The sequence below is a fragment of the Halobacillus litoralis genome (genome assembly GCF_020524085.2).
In the GTDB taxonomy this organism is placed as follows: Bacteria; Bacillota; Bacilli; order Bacillales; family Halobacillaceae; genus Halobacillus; species Halobacillus litoralis_E.
This window is the reverse complement of sequence record NZ_CP129016.1, coordinates 689,220-710,870: the sequence shown is the minus strand read 5'-3', so window position 1 is coordinate 710,870 and position 21,651 is coordinate 689,220. Positions and strand designations below refer to the sequence as shown.

Here is a 21,651-nt window from a genome sequence, read left to right as displayed (position 1 = left end):
ATCTTATCTCACCAGCTGATCAGGTTCTTCATCAATATTGGCAAGTTTATTAGCAAGATTTGGTGGGTTTTTTGATATACTGAATATTCAGAGTTAGGGGGCGTGAGATGGATTACGTACAAAGAATGAGAAGAAGGATTGGTACACAGCCGCTTATCGTTGTGGGGTCCACGGTTCTCGTCGAGAATGAGCAGGGAGAGCTGCTATTTCAATATCGAAAGGATACACAAGAGTGGGGGCTGCCAGGTGGGGCGATGGAGCCTGGAGAAACCTTGGAACAGACGGCCGCGAGGGAGCTGGAAGAAGATACGGGACTTGTAGCTGAAGATGTGCAGCTGGTCGCCACGTTTTCAGGGGAAGACTTTTTCTACCGATACCCGTATGGGGATGAGGTCTTTAATGTGATTGCTTGTTTCGTAGCTTCTGAGGTTCGTGGAGAGCTCAGAGCAGATGATGAAGAAACGTTGGAGCTGAGATATTTCAGTCGAGAATCTCTCCCTGAGAATATCGACAAGCGAGCACGAATCATTCTGGAAAGGGTGAGCGGATGAAGGCAATGGAGGCTGCAAAAGATATGATCGCAAAGCTGTTCCCGGATTGTGACGCTGCTCTTCTTGCAGGAAGCGTTGTTAGGGGAGAGGCGACAAGCACATCCGATTTGGATATCGTAATTTTCGATTCGAAAGTAGCGTCGTCTTTTCGCGAGTCTTTCTATGCGGGAGAGTGGCCGGTCGAAGTCTTTGTACATCATTGGTCTTCCTACCGTGAGTTTTTCGAGAGTGATTGTAAGCGTGGACAACCTTCGATGCCGCGAATGGTGGCAGAGGGACAGACCCTTAAGTGGGACGATCGTTTGGAAGCCGTCAAAAATGAAGCGGCTGACCTACTGAAGAAGGGGCCACCCTCCTGGTCTGAAGAAACTCTCCTGCTTAAGCGGTATTTTATTACGGATGCCTTGGACGATTTCGTTGGCTGCACAGACCGGGGGGGAAGCTCTTTTCATTGCAGCAAAACTAGCTGAGCAGACGAGTGAGTTTTATCTGCGGGCGAATGGACAATGGAGCGGATCGTCGAAATGGGTGGCTCGGTCACTACGAAACTATGACGCTGCTTTTGCAGAACGATTGATTCGCTGCTTCGATTATTTTTACAAAAACGGGGAGAAGAAAGACATCATTGATTTGGTTAATGAGGTACTGAATCCATACGGCGGTCGGTTGTTCGAAGGGTTTTCAATCGGAAAAAAGAAAAGGAGGTAGACCAGTGAAGAGAATAATGGTGCTTGGTGTTTCTGCCGGTGTAGGCAAATCAACATTTGCAAAGAAGTTAGGGGAGAAGCTCGATACCGACGTGTATCATCTCGATCGTTTTTATTGGGAGCCGGGCTGGCAGGAAGCGACACTGGAGGACTTCTCGGCTAGGCAGAGAGAAGTCGTAGAAAAAGACAAGTGGATTATAGAAGGAAATTATAGACCTACATATGAAATACGAGCAGAGAGGGCAGACACGATCATCTACTTGGAATTGCCTCTAATGATCTGTCTATTTCGAGTATTGAAGCGCTGGTGGACCCACCGTGGAAGCACTCGCCCAGACCTTGGGGAAGGATGCAGTGAAAGAATGGAAGCAGACTTTCTGAAATTCATTGTAACGACCTATCGGAAACGGAAAAAGAACATGCAGGAGAGGCTCCTGTCGTTTCAAGAAATCGGCCGTGAGAAGCGTGTCATTCAATTAAGGTCGAAAAAAGATATACAGAAGTTTCTTGATCACCTTTCATAGATGTGTGGTTCGGGGATCTTTACATGAAAAAGCACTCCAATTCAACAATTGGAGTGCTTTTTCTATTAGGAAGCTTTTTTCTCTTGTTCTCTCTCCTCAGGCATGACAAGTGGCTGAGGCTGACATTTTTTCTTCGTTAATTCGGATACAACGAAAATCATGATGAATGCTGAAATACAAGCAAGTGTACGGAATGGGAAGAGGACGATTCCGTCAGCATTGATCATTGGATACGGTAGGAATGCCGGTAGTCCCATTGCAGGTTCACCGCCGCCTAAACGAAGGAATAAAGCGACAGAGAAGCCGGCGATCGACCCATAAAGGTTCGCATTTTTATAAAAGAGAGCCATCGTGAGCTGTGGGAAAAGAATGGTGTACACAAGATCAGATGCTAAATACCACAGCGTATATACACTTTTGACATTTAACGCGATGATCATAGCTCCGACACCGACGATGATGATTGTACGCTTGATTACTTTCTTCAACTGCTCAGAGCTTGCGTTCGGTTTAAGCAGTGGACGATACACATTCCAGGAAGCCATGGAAGAGGCAGATAGAATGGAAGAGTCCATAGAGGACATGACCGCCGCTGCTAGAGCTCCGAGTCCGATTGCGGATACAAGTTCAGGTGTCAAATACCTTAGGATGTGCGGAAGAATGACGGCTGGGTTCTCGGGAGTTGGAAGTCCCATGCTTGCCCAATCCATATTCACACCGACAATTCCAATCAGAACGGCAGGGATGGCTGCAATGATGCAGATAATTCCTGCGGTGATGGATAACCACATCGCTGTTTTTTCATTTTTGGCTGAAAGGACACGCTGGAAATATACTTGCCACGCAATACCACCAAAAATGAGGAGGAGGGCGTAGTCCATCCAATTCCAGAACCAATTGCCCCATGCAGGATCCTGCCATCCGTTCAACGGTGGAAATAAATTGGCGTACGATCCGAATTCTGCTGAATAGTTACTCCATGCATTATCTATACCACCGACGTGACCTAAAGTGAATGGTACGACTAAAATGAGGCCGATTAATAGAATAGCCATTTGGAATACGTCGGTATAGGCGACAGCCCACATCCCTCCGGCTACGGTATAAGCAATAGCGATGATTCCTGAAAGAATGATGGATGTAGTAAAGTCTATGTTCAAAATGGTACCAAATGTCGTGCCGAGAGCTGTTAGAATCGCAGCACTCCAGAACATTTCTCCAAGTAAAGCAGGAATGTATAGGACACCGGCCATTTTTTTACCGAAACGTTGTTCCAGTGGATCGATGATCGTGAGGAATTCATAGCGGCGCATTTTACGAGCATAAAAAATACCACCGATAATCAGACTTAAAGCATATCCCCATGGAGCTTGAGCCCAAACGAGACCATCGCTGTATGTGAATTCTGCTGTACCATTGACATATCCACCGCCAACCCATGTAGCGGCCATTGTGAACATGGCGATCCCAAGGGGTAAGCTGCGGTTTGCGACCATCATGTCTGCTAGAGTTCCGGATTTATTTGTAGCGAAGACTGCACCGATGAAATAGACGAGGGCATAGAAAACAATCATGGCGATAAATCCGCCCCATTGAATGTTTTCATTGGTGAGGGCCATGTAGAGGACGAAAACACCTAAAAGCGTCCCGAGCATGATTGCGGCTTTGTTTTTAGCAAAAAAAGATGATTGTTGATTCGATTGCAATGACATCACTCCTTTATATTATCTGAATATTCTGTAAATTATAAAGTCCATACGTCTCCCTAGAATAACAGTCAGTTGAAATGTTATTTAGAGAGGCGGTATCTTATTTTTCTTGGTCGGCAGGAAGAAAATCGAAAATTTCTCCGCTCTCAATAGAATCGACGAGCTTCTGCAGCCAATGGTAATAAGGTTTGGATGCTTCGAGTTGCTGATAGATTTGTTCTGCTTCTTGTTTTACAACTTCGTCCGCTTCGGAATCCTCCATGACATCGTTCAATTCCTTCTGAGCATGTTTGATTGCGTCCAAGTTGGTTTTAACTTCTCTCAACCACTTCTTTGTAAAAAAGTTGGAGAAGAAATTAAAGAAGTCTTTCTCAGCGACAAAAGTCTGCCGGCGCGTTCCTTTTCGGAATGTCTGCTTCACAATATTGTAATTCTGGAGCTTCTTCACTCCTGTACTCATGCTCGGCTTACTCATTCCGAGTTTTTCACGCATTTCATCCAACGTCATATCATCCTCGAAGTACATTGTCCCATATAAGGTCCCTGCACTCCGGGTCACTCCATACAAATCCATCGTTTCCGCAATGGAATCGATCACAAGTCCTTTCGCGTGCTCAATGGTCTGTCGGGAGCTTTCATCATGATGATTTGTCATTAAAAACCTCCTCACAGGCGTAAAAGCAATTAACTTTATTAAATTTTTTCTTTACAGACTTTATCTTAACGAATAAAAATCGCTTGTCAAAATCCATTTTAGAAAAAAATCGCCTTAAGCCCTATCATCTCATAGGATATAGCCGATTCAAAAAAAATTTTACTTTGACAAGCTTACAAAGGCTTGTTAACGTAAAAAGTATTCAAAAAGTTAAATTTTTTATTAACAAAATTAACGAAATCATAAAAGAAAGGAATCAACGGGGGCGGTCCTTTGTTGATTGTGAAGGTCATCTGGAGGTAGATCATTACACTCTGCAGTCTTACCTGCGCTTTATGAAGTATGAATCCAACGTCATCTAAGAGGAGCTAATAAGTTCAGCAGGACAACTGGTAATCATTTGATGACATGGAAATGGAGAGACGAAGGGATACTTTTTGGTGAAACCTTATAAGATTCAAAACTTCCCTATGTCTGCTAGAAGAAGATTTCGAGCTTGTCTTGACGATTGAAATATTCAAAGGAAAGAGGAGGCCGTTACGCTTGCTCACTCTACTATATATGCTCTGGCTGGTTCTCACTGGTCAAGCGTCAGCAAAAAGACAAAGATTGTAGCAGTAAATGTTCGCAGCGGAAAACATTACCCAACGAATTTTCTAGATTAGTTTTGAGAGATAACTTTACAAATAGAAGAACAAACGAGAGTTACAGGGCATGAAATCGAAGATAGAGGACATTAGACCAGAGATACAAGACATGAATACGAAGTTAAAGGTGCGAGGACCTCTTTTATAGTCGGCTTACTATTCAAACTCCAAACACATCCCCCATCCCCATTAATTTAAAGAACTTCTTTCTTTTTACCAACACACTGCCTGACCTGGAGCACATTTCGTAAACGATGACTGCAGATGAAACGACAACATCAGCAGTAAAACGAATCGCATAAGGAGTGCTTCAACATGATTATGCATTCACCCAAGCCTTCAGGAGACGAATCCTGTAGGCTTTTTTCATCCCACCCCACCCTTGAAGACTTGCCATTGAAAGGGTCGCTTTCTTCGACAGCATCGCAGGTCACAATTAGGTAAGCTCTTGATTCTGAAAAAGGACAGGGGATCATGAATGCTTTTTCCAAAATATTAAAATGTCTCCTTCTTTACATAGAGGGTAATGATACAGAAAAGGGGCCAAAAAATGATGCCTACCGGTTACGTATGATAGCTGTTTATTAAGGAGACGATGTTATAGAATTGTCATAGAATCATCGGTTTTATTTTTAGCAATCATGGGCTTCATGCATTATAATGATGTCAATGTGAAATCATTCACAAAATGGCTTATAAGGAGTTTTATGTAAATGAAGCACCTCAGCAGACTAGCTTTCTCAGATCGAAAAGTTTTCATGCTGTTGGTCCTCACATCCGTGTTGATTGGTGCCACAATCGTAGGTCAATCTTATTTTTTCGTTGCGATTGTCGACCGGATTTTTCTTGGTGAGGAACGTTTTCAGGATATCCTGCCACTTCTTGCAGGATTGCTATTTGTGCTCGCTGGACGGACGCTGTTTACATGGCTGAACGGCCGGGCAGGCATAAAGCTTGCTTCCAAAGCGAAGCTTTATTTCCGTCGATCAATGATTGAGAAGTACGCGCGTAATCCCGTTCAAGCCTCCTTACAAGGACAATCGGGAAGGAAAGTCAGTGTGCTGATGGATTCCGTAGACGAGATTGACGGGTATTTCAGCAGCTATATTCCACAAATGATCCAGACCATGACCATCCCATTGATGATTCTTATCGTAGTGTTCACCCAGCATATCTATTCAGGGCTGATCATGATGATCACAGCTCCGTTTATTCCGTTATTTATGGCGATCATCGGCGTGATGACAAAAAAGAAATCAGAAGAGCAGATGGAGAAGTTGAACACGTTCTCCGGAAAGTTTCTGGATACCCTTCAAGGTTTGACGACATTAAAGCTTTTTGGACGTTCCAAGCAGCAGGAGGAAGAGATTGAATCCAGCAGCCTCGGTTTTCGTGATGCAACGATGGAAGTATTGAAAGTCGCCTTTGTCTCTTCGTTGATGCTTGAGTTCATTTCCATGCTCAGCATCGGTTTAATCGCATTGGAGATTGCCATCCGGCTCGTCGTTTATGAGAGTGTATCCTTTTTTACCGCCTTTTTCATTCTGATTCTTGCTCCTGAGTTTTATTTGACGCTGAAAGACTTCGGTAGTGCTTTTCATACAGGGAGAGGCGCTTCAGGAGCTGCCAGCCATCTCACGGAAGAACTTGAAAAAGAAGAGGAACAAATCCAGTGGGGAAGAGGAAAGCTTCAAAGTGACCAGCCTCCTGAAATTAAGCTCGATCAAGTGAGCTTTTCTTACGAAAAAGGGTTTGCGATGGAAGGTTTGGCAGCAACGATCAAACCGTATCACCAGGTTGCCATCGTCGGTAAAAGTGGTGCGGGGAAATCGACACTGCTGCACCTTTTAGCTGGACTTGCTAAACCTTCTTCTGGAGCTGTCAAAATCAATAATCGCTCCCTCTTTGACTATGAGGAAAAAGAATGGTTTTCTCAGGTAAGCTACATTTCCCAGCATCCGTATTTATTTTCTGGAACGATCTCTGAAAACATTGCGATTGGTGGGCGAGGAAATCACTCTAGGGAAGAAATTCACCAGGCCGCGGAGAAAGCAGGCATTGCCGATTTGATCACTTCTTTGGAAAAAGGGTACGACACCCCGGTCGGTGAAGCGGGACGCGGGCTTTCTGGAGGCGAGAAACAACGCCTCGCTCTTGCCCGTACTTTTTTGAAAAAGCCTTCCGTCATTTTGTTTGATGAGCCGACAACAGGTCTGGATTTGAAAACGGAACGGGTGTTGCAAGCCTCTCTGGAAGAACTTGCAAAAACAGCGACGATCATCACTGTTGCACACCGTTTGCATACGATCAAAAAGGCTGATCAAATTCTGCTGCTGGAACGTGGTCATCTTATAGGAAAAGGTACGCACGAAGAATTACTTGAAACGGTGAAGGAGTACAGGGACATGGTGACCGTCCAGCAAGGAGGGGACTCCGCATGAAAGAATTGAAGGAAGTCATCCATTTAGTTGTATTGGAAAAAAGGGACATTGTGCTTTCCATCGTTTTTGGTTTTCTTGCTGGAATGTCAGCGGTCGGACTGTTTGGTGCCAGTGGGTATTTGATTTCCAGGGCGGCACTCATCCCTCCGTTGTATGCCTTGACGGTACTCATCGCCTTTTTAAAGCTTTTCGGATTTGCGAGAGCACTGGGACGATATGCTGAAAGGTACTTCTCCCACAGGGCTACCTTTACCATCTTAAGCAACCTGCGTCTTGCTTTTTATAAAAAATTGGAACCGCATGCACCAAGGATTTTTCAGAAATACCGGAGCGGAGATTTGCTTTCACGGATTGTGGGCGATGTGGAGAGTCTGCAAAACTTCTTTTTGCGTGTGTATTATCCACCGGTCGTCCTTGTCATTATCTTCTTAGGGACGATTGTTTTCACATCCATCTTCTCTATTTCCGTAGCCATCGTTCTTCTTTTGGGCCTCGTCGTTACAGGGCTGTTGATTCCAGCTTGGTACACAGTGAAACAGCGGAAACTAGCCAGCCGCGTAAGACAGGCACGCGGGGAGTTATCGACCGAAGCCGCGGAATGGCTGTACGGCTTCCGTGACCTTAAAATCTATCAGCAGCTGGAAGGGAAGAAAGAAACGCTTCATCAGTCTTCCCTGGAATATATTCGAGAAGATGAGCGTGACAGTCGTCAAATGCTTTCCAGTCATTCCTGGAACACGTTTGCGACCCTCCTCGTCTCCTGGATCGTCACAGGTCTTGGTGCTGTTCTTGTGGCTGAAGGAGATTTAAACGGGTTGTTCTTAGCGATGCTCGTGATGATTTCTTTGACGGTCTTTGAAAACGCAGCACCGATGGCAGTTCTTCCAAGCCACCTGGATGATAGCAAACGAGCATCGGAGCGGCTTTTTTCCATTGTAGAGAAAGAAAATCATGGATCGGCTACGTATAAACTTGATGGCGAGCTTGCTCCTAGCCTGCAAGCATCTGATGTCTGTTACCGTTTTCCGGAAGAAGAGAGAGAGGCACTTACAGAAGTCAACGTGTCCATTCCTTCAGGCAGTAAAACAGCGATTGTTGGAGCCAGTGGATCCGGAAAATCCACATTCCTGCAACTGTTAATGAAATTCCAAGTACCATCCTCAGGCGAGCTCACGGTCAATGGAATGGATATTAAGGATATATCTGAAGAGAGCATTTGGGAGCACAGCAACGTTGTACTTCAGGAGAACCATTATTTTTACGGGACGATTCGTGAAAACCTCCAGCTTGCGGGTGAAGACCTCTCAGATGAAGAGATGAAGCTTGTGCTGAAAGAGGTTGGATTGGAATTTGACCTGGACCAACCGGTTCTCGAAAGAGGGGAGAACCTTTCGGGTGGAGAGCGTCAACGCTTGTCCATAGCAAGAGCTTTTTTGAAAGGGAAGCGTCTCTGGTTGCTCGATGAACCGACATCTTCTGTCGATGCTCTGACCGAACGAATGATCTTCCAACATCTGTACGAACGCGCGTCTCAGGATACCGTCGTCCTCATCAGCCACCGCTTGAGCGGGCTGGAAAAGATGGACCAAATCATCGTCATGGAAGAAGGGAAAGTCGTAGAGGCAGGTTCTTATGATGAACTGATGCAAAAGAAAGGGCACTTCTACGAAATGAAACAAATCGAAAAGAACATCTTCAGCACATAAAAAATGCCGTACCGGATATTCCATAATATGGATGACCATGGTACGGTAATTTATTCCATGTAACTGAGATAAGTGAGCATCCAGTCTATACGAGATTATTGCTTACTTAGTAGTAGTAAGGGTATCCGTATGAATATGGGTAGTAATAGGGGTAAGGACTTGCGAAGTAAGGGAATAACGCTAAAGTAGCAAGCCCGGCTATTGGAAGGACTTCACGACGGAAGCGGCGTGCCCGACGGCGTCCATATCCGTATTGGCGTTCCTCCATGGCATTTCCATCCTCATCCACCATAACGTCTTCGCTTACTAAGATCGTCATCTTATCGTGATTCACGTCTGTGATGACTCCATCAAAGCTGCGTCCATCTTTGGTTTGGACCATGACATGATAGTACTTCATTCTATTGCACTGCTCATAGGAAGGCTTCGTATGACCTTGTTGGTGCATCTTTCGTTCTTCTGTCATTTTAACCATCTCCTCAAAATCCATGATATTCACCCAGCCCAAAAGTGTGACAATCCATTTCTTCTGAATTAATAAAGGAAATGGCAGGATTGTGGAAGACTCAGTTTCGAGGCTTTTGTTGAGTGGATGGGGCTTGCGGGGAATGACTCGCTTTCCGCGGGAGCGCAGTGAGTCTCCCCATTCCCCTCCGCCCCTGACGCTTAACATGGCAACGAACCCCGGAAACATCACGAAACTTAGTCTTCAAGTATAGGGAGCTTATAGAGGAGGAACATGCTTATTTAAGAAAGCGTTATCATTATTTGTTAAATTCTAGTACACTAGAGATAATTCATAAGGTGAGGTGAAGGAATTGAAGAAGAGAGCGCCGATGGATTTAGGAAATGATGTGTTTTTGATTGATGGTTATGATATGGGGTTTGAAGGACGGACAGGTACATACGTTTTGTTAGGTGGAGATGACATTACGCTTGTGGAAACGGGACCAAGTCCCTCTGTACCGAGAGTGCTCGCTGGTTTGGAAGAGTTGGAGATTCCAAAAGAAAAAGTAGCGTACGTGATTTTGACACATATCCATTTGGATCATGCGGGTGGAGCGGGGCTGCTGTTACAGGAATGCCCGAACGCACAGGTCATCGTCCATGAAAAAGGAAAGCGGCATCTCGCCGATCCTTCACGTTTGATTCAAGGAGCGAAGGCGGTTTATGGAGAAGCGTTTGATGAATTGTTTGACCCGATTCTTCCTATACCGGAAGAGCGCCTTGAAACAAAGACAGACGGAGACACACTAACGCTTTCAAAAAATCGTACACTCACGTTTTATGATACTCCCGGTCATGCAAAGCACCACCTTGGCATTTATGATTCGCTGAGCAACGGAATTTTCACAGGGGATACGGCAGGGATCCGGTATCATCAGACAAAAGATCATGGATTGACGTTTTACTTACCAACGACTTCACCCAACCAGTTTGATCCGGATGCGATGCTTGAGTGCATCGATCGTTTTCGGGAAATGAATCCTTCTTGCCTCTATTTCGGTCATTTTGGGAAGACGGAAGATCCTGATCAAACGTTTGACCAAGTCAGTGCCTGGATTCCTGTTTTTGTGAGTGTAGCGGAGGATGCTTTAGAAGAAGGTCAAGGACTGGAGGGCATTCAACAGCGGCTTCATGATCGAGTGGCGTCTTATTTAGAGGAAAAAGGAATCCCGCAGAATCATGAGGTCTATGATATTCTGAAACTGGATATAGAAGTTTGTTCCATGGGCCTTGCCGACTACTTGAAAAAGAAAAGCAGAACGTAATTGTTCTGCTTTTTCTCATGGTTACACATATAATTGAAACATAACGCTGTATTCGAACGTAAGAAATAAGGACAAGAAGGGGGATACATAATGATTGGAATAGTAATGACAACGGTATTATCGTTTCTATTATTTTTGACGTTGTCGATCATCGTCTATGTGAAAAATCGAATGAGAAGAAAGAAAATCTTGAAAACGACAGTAGGAGTCCTGGTTTTCGGTGTCATCGTGATGTTCTTCGTCATTTATGCGTTTATGCCGACGATTACAGTACCAAATATGTTGATTTTTAATGTGATTGTCGCAGTTCTTTTTGTTCCGTTAGTGTACGGAGGAGCCAAAGTGCCGGTGCAATATCAAACGATGCACCGCTCACTGTCAGGAATCGTTATTTTAGCCGTAGCAGTCGCGGTCATTGGTGTTTTCATTTACAGCATTTTAGCTTTGCAGGACAGCTATGACAGCATTTCCAAGTCAGAGGAAGAGGAAGCTCGTCCTTTGAATGAAGAAAACACACCGATCTCTGTTGCGCCTGAATCTGCAAGGAACAAAGTGCAAAAAGCCATGAGTGTTGTGCCGAATACGCAATTCTACGATTTAGGAAAACTACAAGCTCAGCAAATTGATGGCGAAATCGCTTATGTAGCGCCCGTCGAGTTTTCAAGCTTCTGGCGTTATTTGAGAGGGAAAGAGACGGAAGGATACTTTACGATTACAGCTACGAATATCAATGCACAGCCGGAGTTCGTTCAGAGCAAAATGAGGTACACGAACTCAAGCTTCTTTAATCATAATGTGCAGCGTGTCGTTTATGGGAAGCATCCGGATTATATCCAAAGTGGAGACGCACAGATTGAAGTCGATGACGATGGTAAACCGTGGTATGTGCAAACCATCTATAAGCCGCTGCTGTTTTCCAACCGTCCGGATATGAATGATATAAAAGTGGCGATTGTTGATCCGGTTTCAGGTGATATTGAAACCTTCGAATCTTCCAATGCACCTGATTTCGTTGAAGGATCAGTAAGTTCTGAACTGGCAGCGATTGAGAACGAATACTTTGGTAAATATGTAAATGGATGGTTGAATTCAATCTTTGGGAAAAAGGATGTAAAGATCCCGAATGAGTCAGGAACAGAAAGTAGTGTCACACCGATTTTTAATGAAGCGGGTGAAATGTTCTACTTCACAGATATGGCTTCACCGAAAGAAAACATTGATTCTGCCCTTGGTTATACGTTGATCAATGCCCGAACAGGGGCCCTCACTTATTACAACGGCCAGCAAAACCAGGGAATCATGGACAGCAAAGGAGCTGTACAGATCGTAAACAAACAGTATCCTGAGAAAAACTGGACAGGAACAATGCCGGTTCTCTATAACGTGGATGGCCACCCGACATGGATCGTAAACGTCCTTGATCCAAACGGTCTGTTCAAGCAATATGCGTATATTAAAGCTGCAGATTCAGACTTTGCAGTATTTGGAGATACAGCCAAGCAGACATTAAACGCATACCGTCTGCAAATTGCCCAGGACCCGAGCAGCGTCGAGGGAAGTCAAGGTGTCGATCTGACGGAGAAGTCAGGAACCATTAACCGCGTTCTTGTCACCTCTACTGATTCCATGCAGTCTGTCCAATTTTTATTGGAAGGGGAAACGACCATCTATACGGTCAATACCAGCAAGGCGCCGCTTGCCATTTTCCTGAAAGAAGGAGACCAAGTAAACATTCAGGCGCGTATCCGTGATAACGGAACAGGGACTGTAGAAGAAATGCAAATTCAAGGCATCAATTGAAGAGAAGCAGCAGGGCACCCGCTCCTGCTGCTTTTTTGTTATGATAAAATAAATATAGAATTTTAATAGTTGGAGGGATTTTTTATGGCAGAAAAAACATTTGCAACAGCAATCAATTGTATGGATGGACGTGTGCAGCTTCCCGTCATCCACTGGATGCAGGAACGTTATGGTACGGAATATATCGACATGATTACAGAAGCAGGCCCGACCAAGTTCTTGCTGGAAGGCTCTGAAGATCAGCTGGCTGCTGTCAAAACGAAAATTGGCATTTCCGTAGACAAGCACGGGTCAGGCGTAGTGGCTGTTGTCGGCCATTACAATTGCGCAGGTAACCCTGTAGATCGTGATGTGAAAGCTGGCCAAATCAAGGAATCTGTAGACCTTGTGAAGTCCTGGGGATTCAATGTGGATGCCATTGGCTTATATGTCAACGACCAGTGGGAAGTAGAAGTGATTACAGAATAAGAGGATTTTTCTTCCTGATGGCGAATAGTTTTTAAGTAGAACATTCGCGAAGGAGTGGCGGTATGGAGCAAGCGAGCTGGTTTGATTTCGTTGAAAAAGAGCGGGATCCGGTTTATGAAGAATTGCAGAATTTAACGGAGGAGAACCCGAGAATACGCATCGCCTCCTATACCATTACGTTGAATCCTTTTGCTCTTATTGAAATTGAAAGTGACGGCATTCATGATTGTGTCAGCAACATCGAAGCTTGTTACACCTATTTATGTAAAATAAATAAATAATCTTAAATCCAGCCCCCGGAGTCCACACTCCGGGGGTTACCTTTTCCTCTTCTGCAGCTAAAGGTCACGCTTGTGGAAGACTCAGTTTCGAGATAACCGGAGTTCGTTTGCCAGTCGTGTCTACCAGGGCGATCCCGCATTGGAACACTTTCCTGTGGGGGAGTGGCGAGCTTCCTGGGGCGGGCTGCCGCACTAAGGGATCTCGCCGATCTCCTTTCTCCCACGGGAGTCTCACAGCTTCTCAACCACCCCATTCAATGTATGTGAGAAACGAACCCCTTTACCCAAATTGGATTGTCTTCCACTATCCCGTTTTTAGAAGCATAAAGCGCTCTGTATCAAGTTATCAGGGTTCAATTGCCTGGGCGTGAGAGGAGTTCTAACCCTATACTCCTATTAAGCTGAATGATTTCATATTCTAGAAGTGGTTTCGAGAAACTTATATGGCAAAGGGGCGAACGGTTTCCCGGAGCCCCTAAACGCATACGAACATCTCGGAACCGAGACTTACCCATTCATCCCATAAACTTGAATAGGGATTTGAGTGGAGGTTTCTTTTTCTATACAATGGTCATGGAAATGAAAATACGAATGAAAAGGTGTTTACCTATGAAGAAATATATCGTTGTCGGCGGGGGAGTGCTGGGCGCATCCACCGCTTACCACTTAGCAAAAGAAGGCGTCGACGTGAAAATCATTGACCGCAAAGATGAAGGACAGGCGACAGAAGCAGCAGCTGGAATTGTCTGCCCGTGGCTCGCTCAACGCCGCAACAAGCGCTGGTACCGTCTCGTCAAAGGCGGTGCTCGTTATTATCCTGAACTGATCCGTCAGCTTGAAGCGGAGGGAGAAACGCATACAGGATATCGTCGTGTTGGGGCAATTAGTCTCCAAAGGGATGAAGCGAAATTAGAAAAAACAATTGAACGTGCTTTGAAGCGGAGAGAAGATGGCGCACCTGAAATCGGCGAAATCACTAGAATTTCATCAGAAGAAGCGAAAAGAATGTTCCCGCCGCTCGCGGATGGATACGATGCGATACATGTCAGTGGGGCGGCCCGCGTTAATGGACGTGAGTTGAGAGATGCCCTTATTCGAGTAGCTGAGAAACATGGGGTGGAAAGAATTCATGGAGAGGCGAGCCTTATTCATGAAGGACAGAAGGTGACCGCTGTCGAAGTGGACGGTGTACGTCATGAAGCGGATGAAGTGATTGTGACGGCTGGTGCCTGGGCAAAACCGATCCTTAAGCCACTAGGGATAGATTTTCTTGTGCACCCTCAAAAAGCACAGATCGTCCATTTGGATCTGACGAATACGGAAACGGAAGATTGGCCTGTGATTATGCCTCCAAATAATCAGTACATGCTTTCCTTCGGCGGTGGGCGTGTTGTCATTGGTGCCACACATGAAACTGATGCGGGTTTCGATGGACGCTCGACCGTAGGTGGTCTCCATTATGTGTTTGATAAGGCCTTGGAAGTCGCTCCGGGTCTTTACGACAGCACGTTTGCTGAGACACGTGTCGGTTTCCGACCATTTACACCTGGATCGCTGCCGGTTTTCGGTGGGATCCCTGAATGGTCAAATTTATATGTCGCCAATGGTCTCGGGGCTTCCGGTCTTACCTCCGGCCCTTACGTTGGTGCAGAGCTTGCCCGTCTGGTACTTGGGAAAGAAACCGAGCTTGATCCAGCGGATTATGACGTATCAGAGGCGCTTGGGTCAGAGTAAATGTCCCCACATGAAAAACCTAGCAGCCCTAATTAGGGCTGCTAGGTTTTTCATTGTTTTTCAGGGTAGTCGCAGTACTCGATAATGGTTCCTTCTGTATCAGCTGGGTTTAAGTAGATGAGACGGCGGCCGTGTTTATTAGTCCGTAATGACCATTCCAAGGTCCGTATGCCTTCTTTCTCTAATTCTTCCAGCGCTTGATCCAAATCACCTACATCATATGCGATGTGATGAACCCCTTTTCCTTTTTGTTTAATGAAACGAGCGATTGGGGAGGTCGTATTATTCGTTGGCATCAATAATTCTGTACGATCACCTTGAATATCGATGATGGCAATTTCACTTTCTACTCCTTTCGCTTCACTTCGGTAACGGTCAATCAAAGTGCCGCCCAGGACTTTGGTATAAAAAGTGATGCTGTCTTCGATATTTCGGACAGCGATTCCGACATGATCCAGTCTTTTTTTCACGTTCATTCTCCTCTACTGCAATTTCGAGAACCATTTTAACATACGAACGCCCAATCATCTCTTAGGCGGTCCTTAGTAAAAGCCCTTTTTAGCAGAATCTATCAAAACGTACAAGCTGATTTTTCTCTACCACATAAAGTAGAGCAGGAGGTGATTTTATATGCCTGCCTGGATCAGCAATAGTTTCAAAATCCTTTCATCCGCTGTCCTACACGTGGGTGTAACTCTACTTTTATTCGGAACATCAATCTTTACTATTGTTACTGGATTGACGTGGGTTAAAGGGTTGATCGTCATCGGCTTGTTGATTCTCTGGCTCGCTTCATATGTGTGTGTAGCTCAAAAGCTGTACGCGTATTTGTTCGGCCGTTGGAAAGACGACGATGAATAAGAAAAAGGGGTCCTGTATTTCAGGACCCCTTTACCTATTAATTCAGTTGTTTCACGACTTCTTTGGCAACGACTTCTGTGGATTGTGGATTTTGACCGGTGATCAGATTGCCGTCCACTTCAAAATGCTCGGACCAGTTTGGGCCGCTCACGAATGTTGCTCCCAGCTCATTCAGCTTGCTCTCAAGCAGGAATGGCATGTGTTGATCCAGCGTTGTTTCCACTTCTTCGGCGTCGGTAAATGCATTGACGCGTTTACCTTTAACCAATGGTTCACCGTTAGATAATGTAGCTCCGACAAGACCTGCGGGACCATGGCAGACGGCTGCCACGATTTTATCCGTTTCATAAAAGTTACGAAGCAGTTTTTGAAGCTTTTCATTATCCGGAAAGTCAAACATCGTTCCGTGACCGCCCGGTAAGAAAATCGCATCGTAGTCTTCAGCTTCGACATCAGCAATCGGTGTTGTATTTTCTAAATGTGGTTTCGTATCTAAAATCTCTTGTGGTTCATCTTCGCTGACACTACCTGGATCGACAGGTGCACGGCCGCCTTCCGGGCTTGCTACTGTCACTTCATAGCCATGTTTTTTGAACTCGTTATAGGCTTCGCCGAATTCGGATAACCAAATTCCTGTCGGCTGCTCATCCGTAATCTTTTCGTGGTTCGTAACGACCATTAGTACTTTTTTAGACATGATTGTCCTCCTTTTTGGTAGTGGGTGCCATTGTAGTATTTAAAATTTGACAGTGCCAAACATTCTGCTTTGTCGCACATACATTAAATTTCCCGTTTTTAAATAGATAAAACATGGGCGAGCACACATTGACAAAATGGAATGCTGCGCATACGATGAGTGTATATATGAATATATGCGCATATAAGGAAGGTGTCGATTCTATGAGTGATGATAAGAATAAACCAGAGGATCAGGATAAAAAGCACGCCAATGAACTGGATGAAGAGACGTTATTCGTCGTTTCTCAAACATTCAAAGCGTTGTCCGATCCGACAAGAATCAGAATCCTACATTTACTATGTGAACAAGAAATGTCTGTTAATCAAATCGCCGATACATTAGAACTTCGCCAATCGACCGTTTCCCATCAACTGCGGTTTCTAAAGAATTTACGCTTGGTGAAGTATCGAAGAGCGGGTACAACATTATTTTATTCCCACGATGATGAACACGTCATCCACCTTTTACAACAAACCATCAATCACGCTCTTCACCATTAAAGGGGAGAAAGAGAATGAAGGAATACAAACTGCAAGGCTTATCATGCGCAAATTGCGCAGCAGAGATGGAAGAAGAAATCCGCAAGCTCAACCACGGGGAAGACTCTGAACTTCAGTTTTCATCGAGTAAATTGAAAGTTCAAGACGGCATCGACATGGAAAAAGTCCGTCGGATCCTGAAATCTGATGGTGCTTCTCTTGTTGATGAGGAGAATAACCACGATCATAGTCATGGACCGAATATGAAGCAGCTCGTTATTATTTCCTCACTCATCTTCGGTGCAACCTTTTTATTGGAAGGAATGGTCGCTCCTTTTGTCTTGATCGGTATGTATTTGGCCGCAATTACGATCAGTGGTTATCAGACATTCTGGAAAGGCTTGAAAAACTTAGTCCGGTTGAAGTTTAACATCGATACGCTGATGACGATTGCTCTCGTCGGGGCTGTGGCTATCGGAGAATGGAAAGAAGCCACCCTTGTAGCGATTCTGTTCGGGCTGAATGAATATTTAGAAGGTCTCGGAATGGAAAAGGCTCGGAGTTCGATGGAGCAATTATTGAAGGTCGCACCTAAACAGGCGACAAGACTTCTCGCTGATGGCACGGAAGAAGTTGTAGGGATTGAAGACTTACAAGAGGGGGACCTTGTCCTCGTCAAGGCAGGAGAGAAGATACCATCAGACGGAGTGGTCGTGGCTGGTTACAGTTCCGTGAATGAAGCAGCCATTACAGGAGAATCACTGCCCGTAGACAAAAAGCCTGGTGAAAAGCTTTTTGGAGGAAGTATTAATAATGAAGGGTTGATGAAGGTTGAGATCTCGAAGGCTTACAATGACTCTTCCCTCGCTAAAATTCTTCAATTAGTGGAAGAAGCGCAGGAGAGAAAGACACCGACAGAGCTTTTCATCAACCGATTTGCTAAATATTACACGCCGCTAATCATGGTCATCTCCGGCCTCGTGATGGTCATTCCGCCTTTCCTTTTCTCTGCTTCCTGGGGAGGATCATTTTATCAGGGGCTGGCGGTCCTTATTGTCGGTTGCCCTTGTGCCCTGATTTTGTCCTCGCCGATTGCGATTTTATCAGGAATCACCAAAAATGCGAGGAACGGTATCCTTGTTAAAGGCGGTGCTTTTCTTGAACAGCTTGGCAAGATCGAGAGCATTGCTTTTGATAAGACAGGGACGCTTACTAAAGGAGAGCCAAAGGTCCACGCAGTGCATGCGTATGAAGAAGAGAGGTTCTTCTCTGTTGCTTCTGCCGTCGAAAGAAATTCCTCTCATCCGATTGCGAAAGCGATCCTTGAGGAAGAGCACGTTCAAAAAGCACGCTCATTAGAGCCTTCCTCTGTGGATACGATTCCCGGGAAAGGCGTTCGAGCGGTCATTGATGAAAAGACATACTTTGTGGGAAGCGAACAGACACTGACGCATTTAACGATCTCAAAAGATGTAAGAGCAGACATTGACAAACTCAAGGAAGATGGGTTCACTCTTGTCATCATTTCTGACGAAAAAAACGTGCTTGGTCTGTTCGGAGTTGCAGATGAAGTGCGGGAAGAAAGCCGGACGCTAATGAAACGTCTCCATTCCCTGGGGATCAAACATACAATCATGTTGACCGGAGATCATGAAAAGACGGCTGGAAAAGTGGCTGCAGAGATTGGCGTCACAGATGTTCATGCGCAGCTTTTGCCGGATCAGAAAGTAGAAAAAGTCGATGAATTAAAAAGAAATTCCAAACTTGCCATGATTGGAGACGGCATCAATGATGCGCCGGCTCTTGCAATGGCTGATTTAGGAATTGCGATGGGGAAAGGAACGGATAGTGCGATTGAAACCGCCGATATCGTTCTCATGCAGGACCACCTCGGTAAGTTACCGAATGCCTTCCGGATCGCGAAACGAGTGAATGCCGTCGTGAAATGGAACATTGGGATTGCCCTTGGGTTGAAAGTGATCGCCCTTCTTCTTACGATTCCAGGTTGGCTCACTTTATGGTTCGCCATTTTAGCTGATATGGGGGCAACGATTCTCGTCACACTCATCAGCCTGACCATCCTCCTCATGAAAGATAAATGACTGATCTAGCTCTATATTCCACACCAGGTCATCCAAATACTGGATGACCTGGTGTGGTTTTATTTGGAAGAAAACTAGGCATAGTGGACCGTTTTTGTTTTAAGTGTGTCTTTTGCGTTTGCGACGAGGTAGATTAAGGGAAACGAACCTCATGGTCGTACGGTAAATAGTGGCTTTGTTTCCGTCAAAACACCCCGTCTGCCATACATACTTTTGCTACGAAAAGACGACGATAAACCATATATAAAGAGTGAGGAAAATGACTATGAAGATACAATTCGAACATATAAAAAAACTTCATATCAAACATATTTACGGCCCGCTTCAACAAGAGGTGAGAAGTCTTGCTTTTCATTCAAAAAGAGTCGAACCAGCGGCTGCTTTCTTTTGTTTGAAAGGGGAGAACTTTGATGGTCATGAATATATTGAAGAAGCCATCGGCCTGGGAGCTGCCACGATCATTGGCAGTGATGAAACGGTGTTGGATGAGCTTTCAAGGATCTATGACCGAACAACCTTCTTACTTGTAGAAAATGTCCGTGCATTCATGTCTGTTTTTTCAAAGGAGTTCTTCAGCTTTGCAGATGATGAACTGAAAACCATTGGGGTAACAGGAACGAACGGCAAGACGACTGTTACGGCCTATATCCGGTCTTTATTAACCTTGCTCGGCCTTCCGACTGGATCGATCGGTACGACAGGAATTTGGTCATCAAATCGAAAATTACAATATAAGAAAAGCACGCCAACAACACCTGAGTCTCTAGATCTGCACCGGATTTTCCGTGATTTAAGAAACTTGGATGATGAAGGAGCGGTTATGGAGGTTTCATCGATTGCTCTTGATCAATGCAGGGTGGAAGGAATCCAATATGATGTGGCTGTCCATACAAATTTTTCTGAAGAGCACTTGGAATACCACCGGACCATCGATCATTACAGGGAATGTAAAATGCGTTTGTTCAACCAGGCGGACCACCGTGTTGTCAATATTGATGATGAAGGGATGGCTCCTGAGCTCTTAGCGATGGGGGATGATGGTCTTCTGACATACAGTATTGAAGGTCATCCTCAGGCTGATCTGACAGCGGAAAACGTTGAAGTTATGGAAAAGGGGTCTTTGTTCGATCTTACCTATAAGGGAGATACGAAAAAAAGTCTACGTTCCCGTTTATGGTACCTACAATGTGGCGAACGTATTGGCCGCAATCGCTACGGCATTCCATCTGAACTATTCTTGGGAGGAAGTATTGGACGTGCTTCCAAACCTAGAAGGGCCTGAAGGAAGGTTCCAGGTCATTGAAACACCTATGAACCAGAAAGTGATTTTAGATTATGCGCATACTCCCGTAGCCTTAAACAGGTTGCTGGAGGAGGTTAAGAAGCTTGATCATAGACGTTTAATCGTCATGATTGCAGGCATCGGCATTCGGGATTTTAATAAAATGCCGAAGATGGCGAAAGCGATTGAAGGAAAAGCAGATGAAGTGATTGTCACGGTCGATCACCCGGGCTATCATGATCCTCAATCCGTGGTCGATCAGGTGATGACTGGGTTTACGAATCCAATCGCTTCGAACATACACCCAACATTGACCAGAGAAGCAGGCGTTCGTAAATCCATGCAGTTGGGAGAAGAAGGAGATATTATTCTTTTGACGAGTGGCTGCATCAACAATTCGCAAATCGTCAAAGGGGAAGAAATTCCTCACTCCGATGAAAAGATCATTGAGAGCTTTTTCCCATCAGTTGCTCAATAAAAAATCCAGTCTCGGTTCCTGAGACTGGATTTTTCTGTTAATCAAACGTTTGTTTAACAAGTTGTATATACTCATCAAAATAATTCGGAACATCACTTGAATTCAGTCTGTTTGTCATCACTTCAACGATGGATTGGTTGTACCATTTTTGTGCATCGGCACCTGCGTTAAAGTTTTTCCAAACTTCGTTGCCGTAAGTTTTAATGTCACTTTGCAGAGAGCGTAAGTTATCCAGCTTGTCAGCTATAATCAACGCTTTCAATTCAAACGAACCTTCCCGGACGGTGTCGATCGTATGCTGTTTTCTTTCTTGCCATGACTTGCTTTTATCTTCAGTATGAGCGGCGACGAGATCTCTGACATCCAAACCGAATTCACGTTCAATATCCTGGAGGGTGTAAGGAGTATCTTCAACCACATCATGGAGGTAACCGGCACAGATCACCTTTTCACGGAATCCTGCATGCTCTAAGATCTCCGCAACCCGGATGGGATGGACCACATAGTCTTCCGAAGAGTTTTTACGCTTTTGCCCTTGATGGGCTTTGGCTGCAAATGCTTTCGCTTTTTCAATCATCAACGACCTGCCCCTTCTTTTTTTGTTCATCATAACAAATAAAGGGGCAGAATGATTGCAAAAAGTGATAAAGCTTGATTAAATAAGAATGGATATTATATAATTAATAGGTTTAATCAACAGGTTGAAGGGGATGCT

The 21,651-nt window shown here is 44.9% G+C and carries 20 protein-coding genes and 1 pseudogene; 15 read left to right on the top strand and 6 right to left on the bottom strand.

Translation table 11 applies throughout. The annotated features are described in order from the left end of the window. The first annotated feature begins 107 nt into the window (after positions 1-107). From LC065_RS03680 to LC065_RS03670, 3 genes and pseudogenes are all read left to right on the top strand, one after another. Positions 108-551: an NUDIX hydrolase gene (locus LC065_RS03680; protein WP_226594423.1), complete on the top strand. Its 444-nt coding sequence runs from the start codon at positions 108-110 to the stop codon at positions 549-551. Further along, positions 548-1,259, top strand: a pseudogene (locus LC065_RS03675) (nucleotidyltransferase domain-containing protein). The gene LC065_RS03680 and the pseudogene LC065_RS03675 overlap by 4 nt, the downstream one beginning before the upstream one ends. 4 nt (positions 1,260-1,263) lie before the next feature. After that, positions 1,264-1,782 carry a P-loop NTPase family protein gene (locus LC065_RS03670; protein WP_226594429.1) on the top strand — a complete coding sequence of 173 codons (519 nt, stop codon included), beginning with the start codon at positions 1,264-1,266 and terminating at the stop codon, positions 1,780-1,782. A gap of 65 nt (positions 1,783-1,847) precedes the next feature. On the opposite strand, the gene LC065_RS03665 is transcribed toward LC065_RS03670, so the two are convergent. Both LC065_RS03665 and cudC read right to left on the bottom strand, forming a co-directional pair. Then, a complete protein-coding gene (locus LC065_RS03665) occupies positions 1,848-3,437 on the bottom strand; it encodes a high affinity choline transporter 1 (protein WP_226594621.1) in 1,590 nt (529 codons plus the stop codon). Between the two features lie 154 nt (positions 3,438-3,591). Further along, a complete protein-coding gene (gene cudC, locus LC065_RS03660) occupies positions 3,592-4,146 on the bottom strand; it encodes a choline uptake/conversion transcriptional regulator CudC (protein WP_226594431.1) in 555 nt (184 codons plus the stop codon). Between the two features lie 1,360 nt (positions 4,147-5,506). Here cudC and cydD point away from each other — a divergent pair. Continuing rightward, positions 5,507-7,234, top strand: coding sequence for a thiol reductant ABC exporter subunit CydD (gene cydD, locus LC065_RS03655; protein ID WP_226594434.1), 1,728 nt, complete (start codon positions 5,507-5,509; stop codon positions 7,232-7,234). Beyond that, positions 7,231-8,940 (top strand): thiol reductant ABC exporter subunit CydC, encoded by a 1,710-nt coding sequence (gene cydC / locus LC065_RS03650; protein WP_226594436.1) that lies wholly within the window; start codon positions 7,231-7,233, stop codon positions 8,938-8,940. Before cydD ends, cydC begins: the two co-directional genes overlap by 4 nt. A 106-nt stretch (positions 8,941-9,046) precedes the next feature. Here the strand turns inward: cydC and LC065_RS03645 are convergent, their stop codons facing one another. Next, the gene (locus LC065_RS03645; protein WP_226594439.1) at positions 9,047-9,406 is read right to left on the bottom strand and encodes a hypothetical protein; all 360 of its coding nucleotides are present in this window, start codon (positions 9,404-9,406) and stop codon (positions 9,047-9,049) included. Positions 9,407-9,749: 343 nt separating this feature from the next. Between LC065_RS03645 and LC065_RS03640 the strand changes: the two genes are divergently transcribed. From LC065_RS03640 to LC065_RS03620, 5 genes are all read left to right on the top strand, one after another. Beyond that, complete coding sequence (locus LC065_RS03640; RefSeq protein WP_371933399.1) at positions 9,750-10,712, top strand: MBL fold metallo-hydrolase; 963 nt, start codon at positions 9,750-9,752, stop codon at positions 10,710-10,712. 90 nt (positions 10,713-10,802) lie between these two features. After that, complete coding sequence (locus LC065_RS03635) at positions 10,803-12,512, top strand: AI-2E family transporter (protein WP_306163759.1); 1,710 nt, start codon at positions 10,803-10,805, stop codon at positions 12,510-12,512. 84 nt (positions 12,513-12,596) lie between these two features. Continuing rightward, positions 12,597-12,980 (top strand): carbonic anhydrase, encoded by a 384-nt coding sequence (locus LC065_RS03630; RefSeq protein ID WP_226594446.1) that lies wholly within the window; start codon positions 12,597-12,599, stop codon positions 12,978-12,980. Between the two features lie 62 nt (positions 12,981-13,042). Further along, positions 13,043-13,261 carry a hypothetical protein gene (locus tag LC065_RS03625; RefSeq protein WP_226594450.1) on the top strand — a complete coding sequence of 73 codons (219 nt, stop codon included), beginning with the start codon at positions 13,043-13,045 and terminating at the stop codon, positions 13,259-13,261. Between the two features lie 609 nt (positions 13,262-13,870). After that, entirely contained in the window at positions 13,871-14,995 is a 1,125-nt protein-coding gene (locus tag LC065_RS03620) for an NAD(P)/FAD-dependent oxidoreductase (protein ID WP_226594453.1), read from the top strand. 50 nt (positions 14,996-15,045) lie between these two features. On the opposite strand, the gene LC065_RS03615 is transcribed toward LC065_RS03620, so the two are convergent. Further along, complete coding sequence (locus LC065_RS03615; RefSeq protein ID WP_226594456.1) at positions 15,046-15,465, bottom strand: VOC family protein; 420 nt, start codon at positions 15,463-15,465, stop codon at positions 15,046-15,048. A gap of 160 nt (positions 15,466-15,625) precedes the next feature. Between LC065_RS03615 and LC065_RS03610 the strand changes: the two genes are divergently transcribed. After that, positions 15,626-15,856 carry a hypothetical protein gene (locus tag LC065_RS03610; RefSeq protein WP_226594458.1) on the top strand — a complete coding sequence of 77 codons (231 nt, stop codon included), beginning with the start codon at positions 15,626-15,628 and terminating at the stop codon, positions 15,854-15,856. Between the two features lie 37 nt (positions 15,857-15,893). Here LC065_RS03610 and LC065_RS03605 read toward each other — a convergent pair whose 3' ends face one another. After that, positions 15,894-16,553, bottom strand: coding sequence for a type 1 glutamine amidotransferase domain-containing protein (locus LC065_RS03605; protein WP_226594461.1), 660 nt, complete (start codon positions 16,551-16,553; stop codon positions 15,894-15,896). Positions 16,554-16,756: 203 nt separating this feature from the next. Here LC065_RS03605 and LC065_RS03600 point away from each other — a divergent pair, with 203 nt between their 5' ends. The 4 genes from LC065_RS03600 (at position 16,757) to LC065_RS20365 (ending at position 20,936) form a co-directional block, all read left to right on the top strand. After that, positions 16,757-17,095, top strand: a complete 339-nt coding sequence (locus tag LC065_RS03600; protein WP_226594464.1) for an ArsR/SmtB family transcription factor — start codon at positions 16,757-16,759, stop codon at positions 17,093-17,095. Between the two features lie 14 nt (positions 17,096-17,109). After that, positions 17,110-19,176, top strand: coding sequence for a heavy metal translocating P-type ATPase (locus LC065_RS03595; RefSeq protein WP_226594467.1), 2,067 nt, complete (start codon positions 17,110-17,112; stop codon positions 19,174-19,176). Positions 19,177-19,435: 259 nt separating this feature from the next. Continuing rightward, positions 19,436-20,458: a Mur ligase family protein gene (locus LC065_RS03590; protein WP_371933398.1), complete on the top strand. Its 1,023-nt coding sequence runs from the start codon at positions 19,436-19,438 to the stop codon at positions 20,456-20,458. Next, entirely contained in the window at positions 20,433-20,936 is a 504-nt protein-coding gene (locus tag LC065_RS20365; protein ID WP_371933397.1) for a glutamate ligase domain-containing protein, read from the top strand. Before LC065_RS03590 ends, LC065_RS20365 begins: the two co-directional genes overlap by 26 nt. A gap of 37 nt (positions 20,937-20,973) precedes the next feature. Here LC065_RS20365 and LC065_RS03585 read toward each other — a convergent pair whose 3' ends face one another. Further along, entirely contained in the window at positions 20,974-21,513 is a 540-nt protein-coding gene (locus LC065_RS03585) for an HD domain-containing protein (protein WP_226594625.1), read from the bottom strand. Positions 21,514-21,651 lie beyond the last annotated feature (138 nt).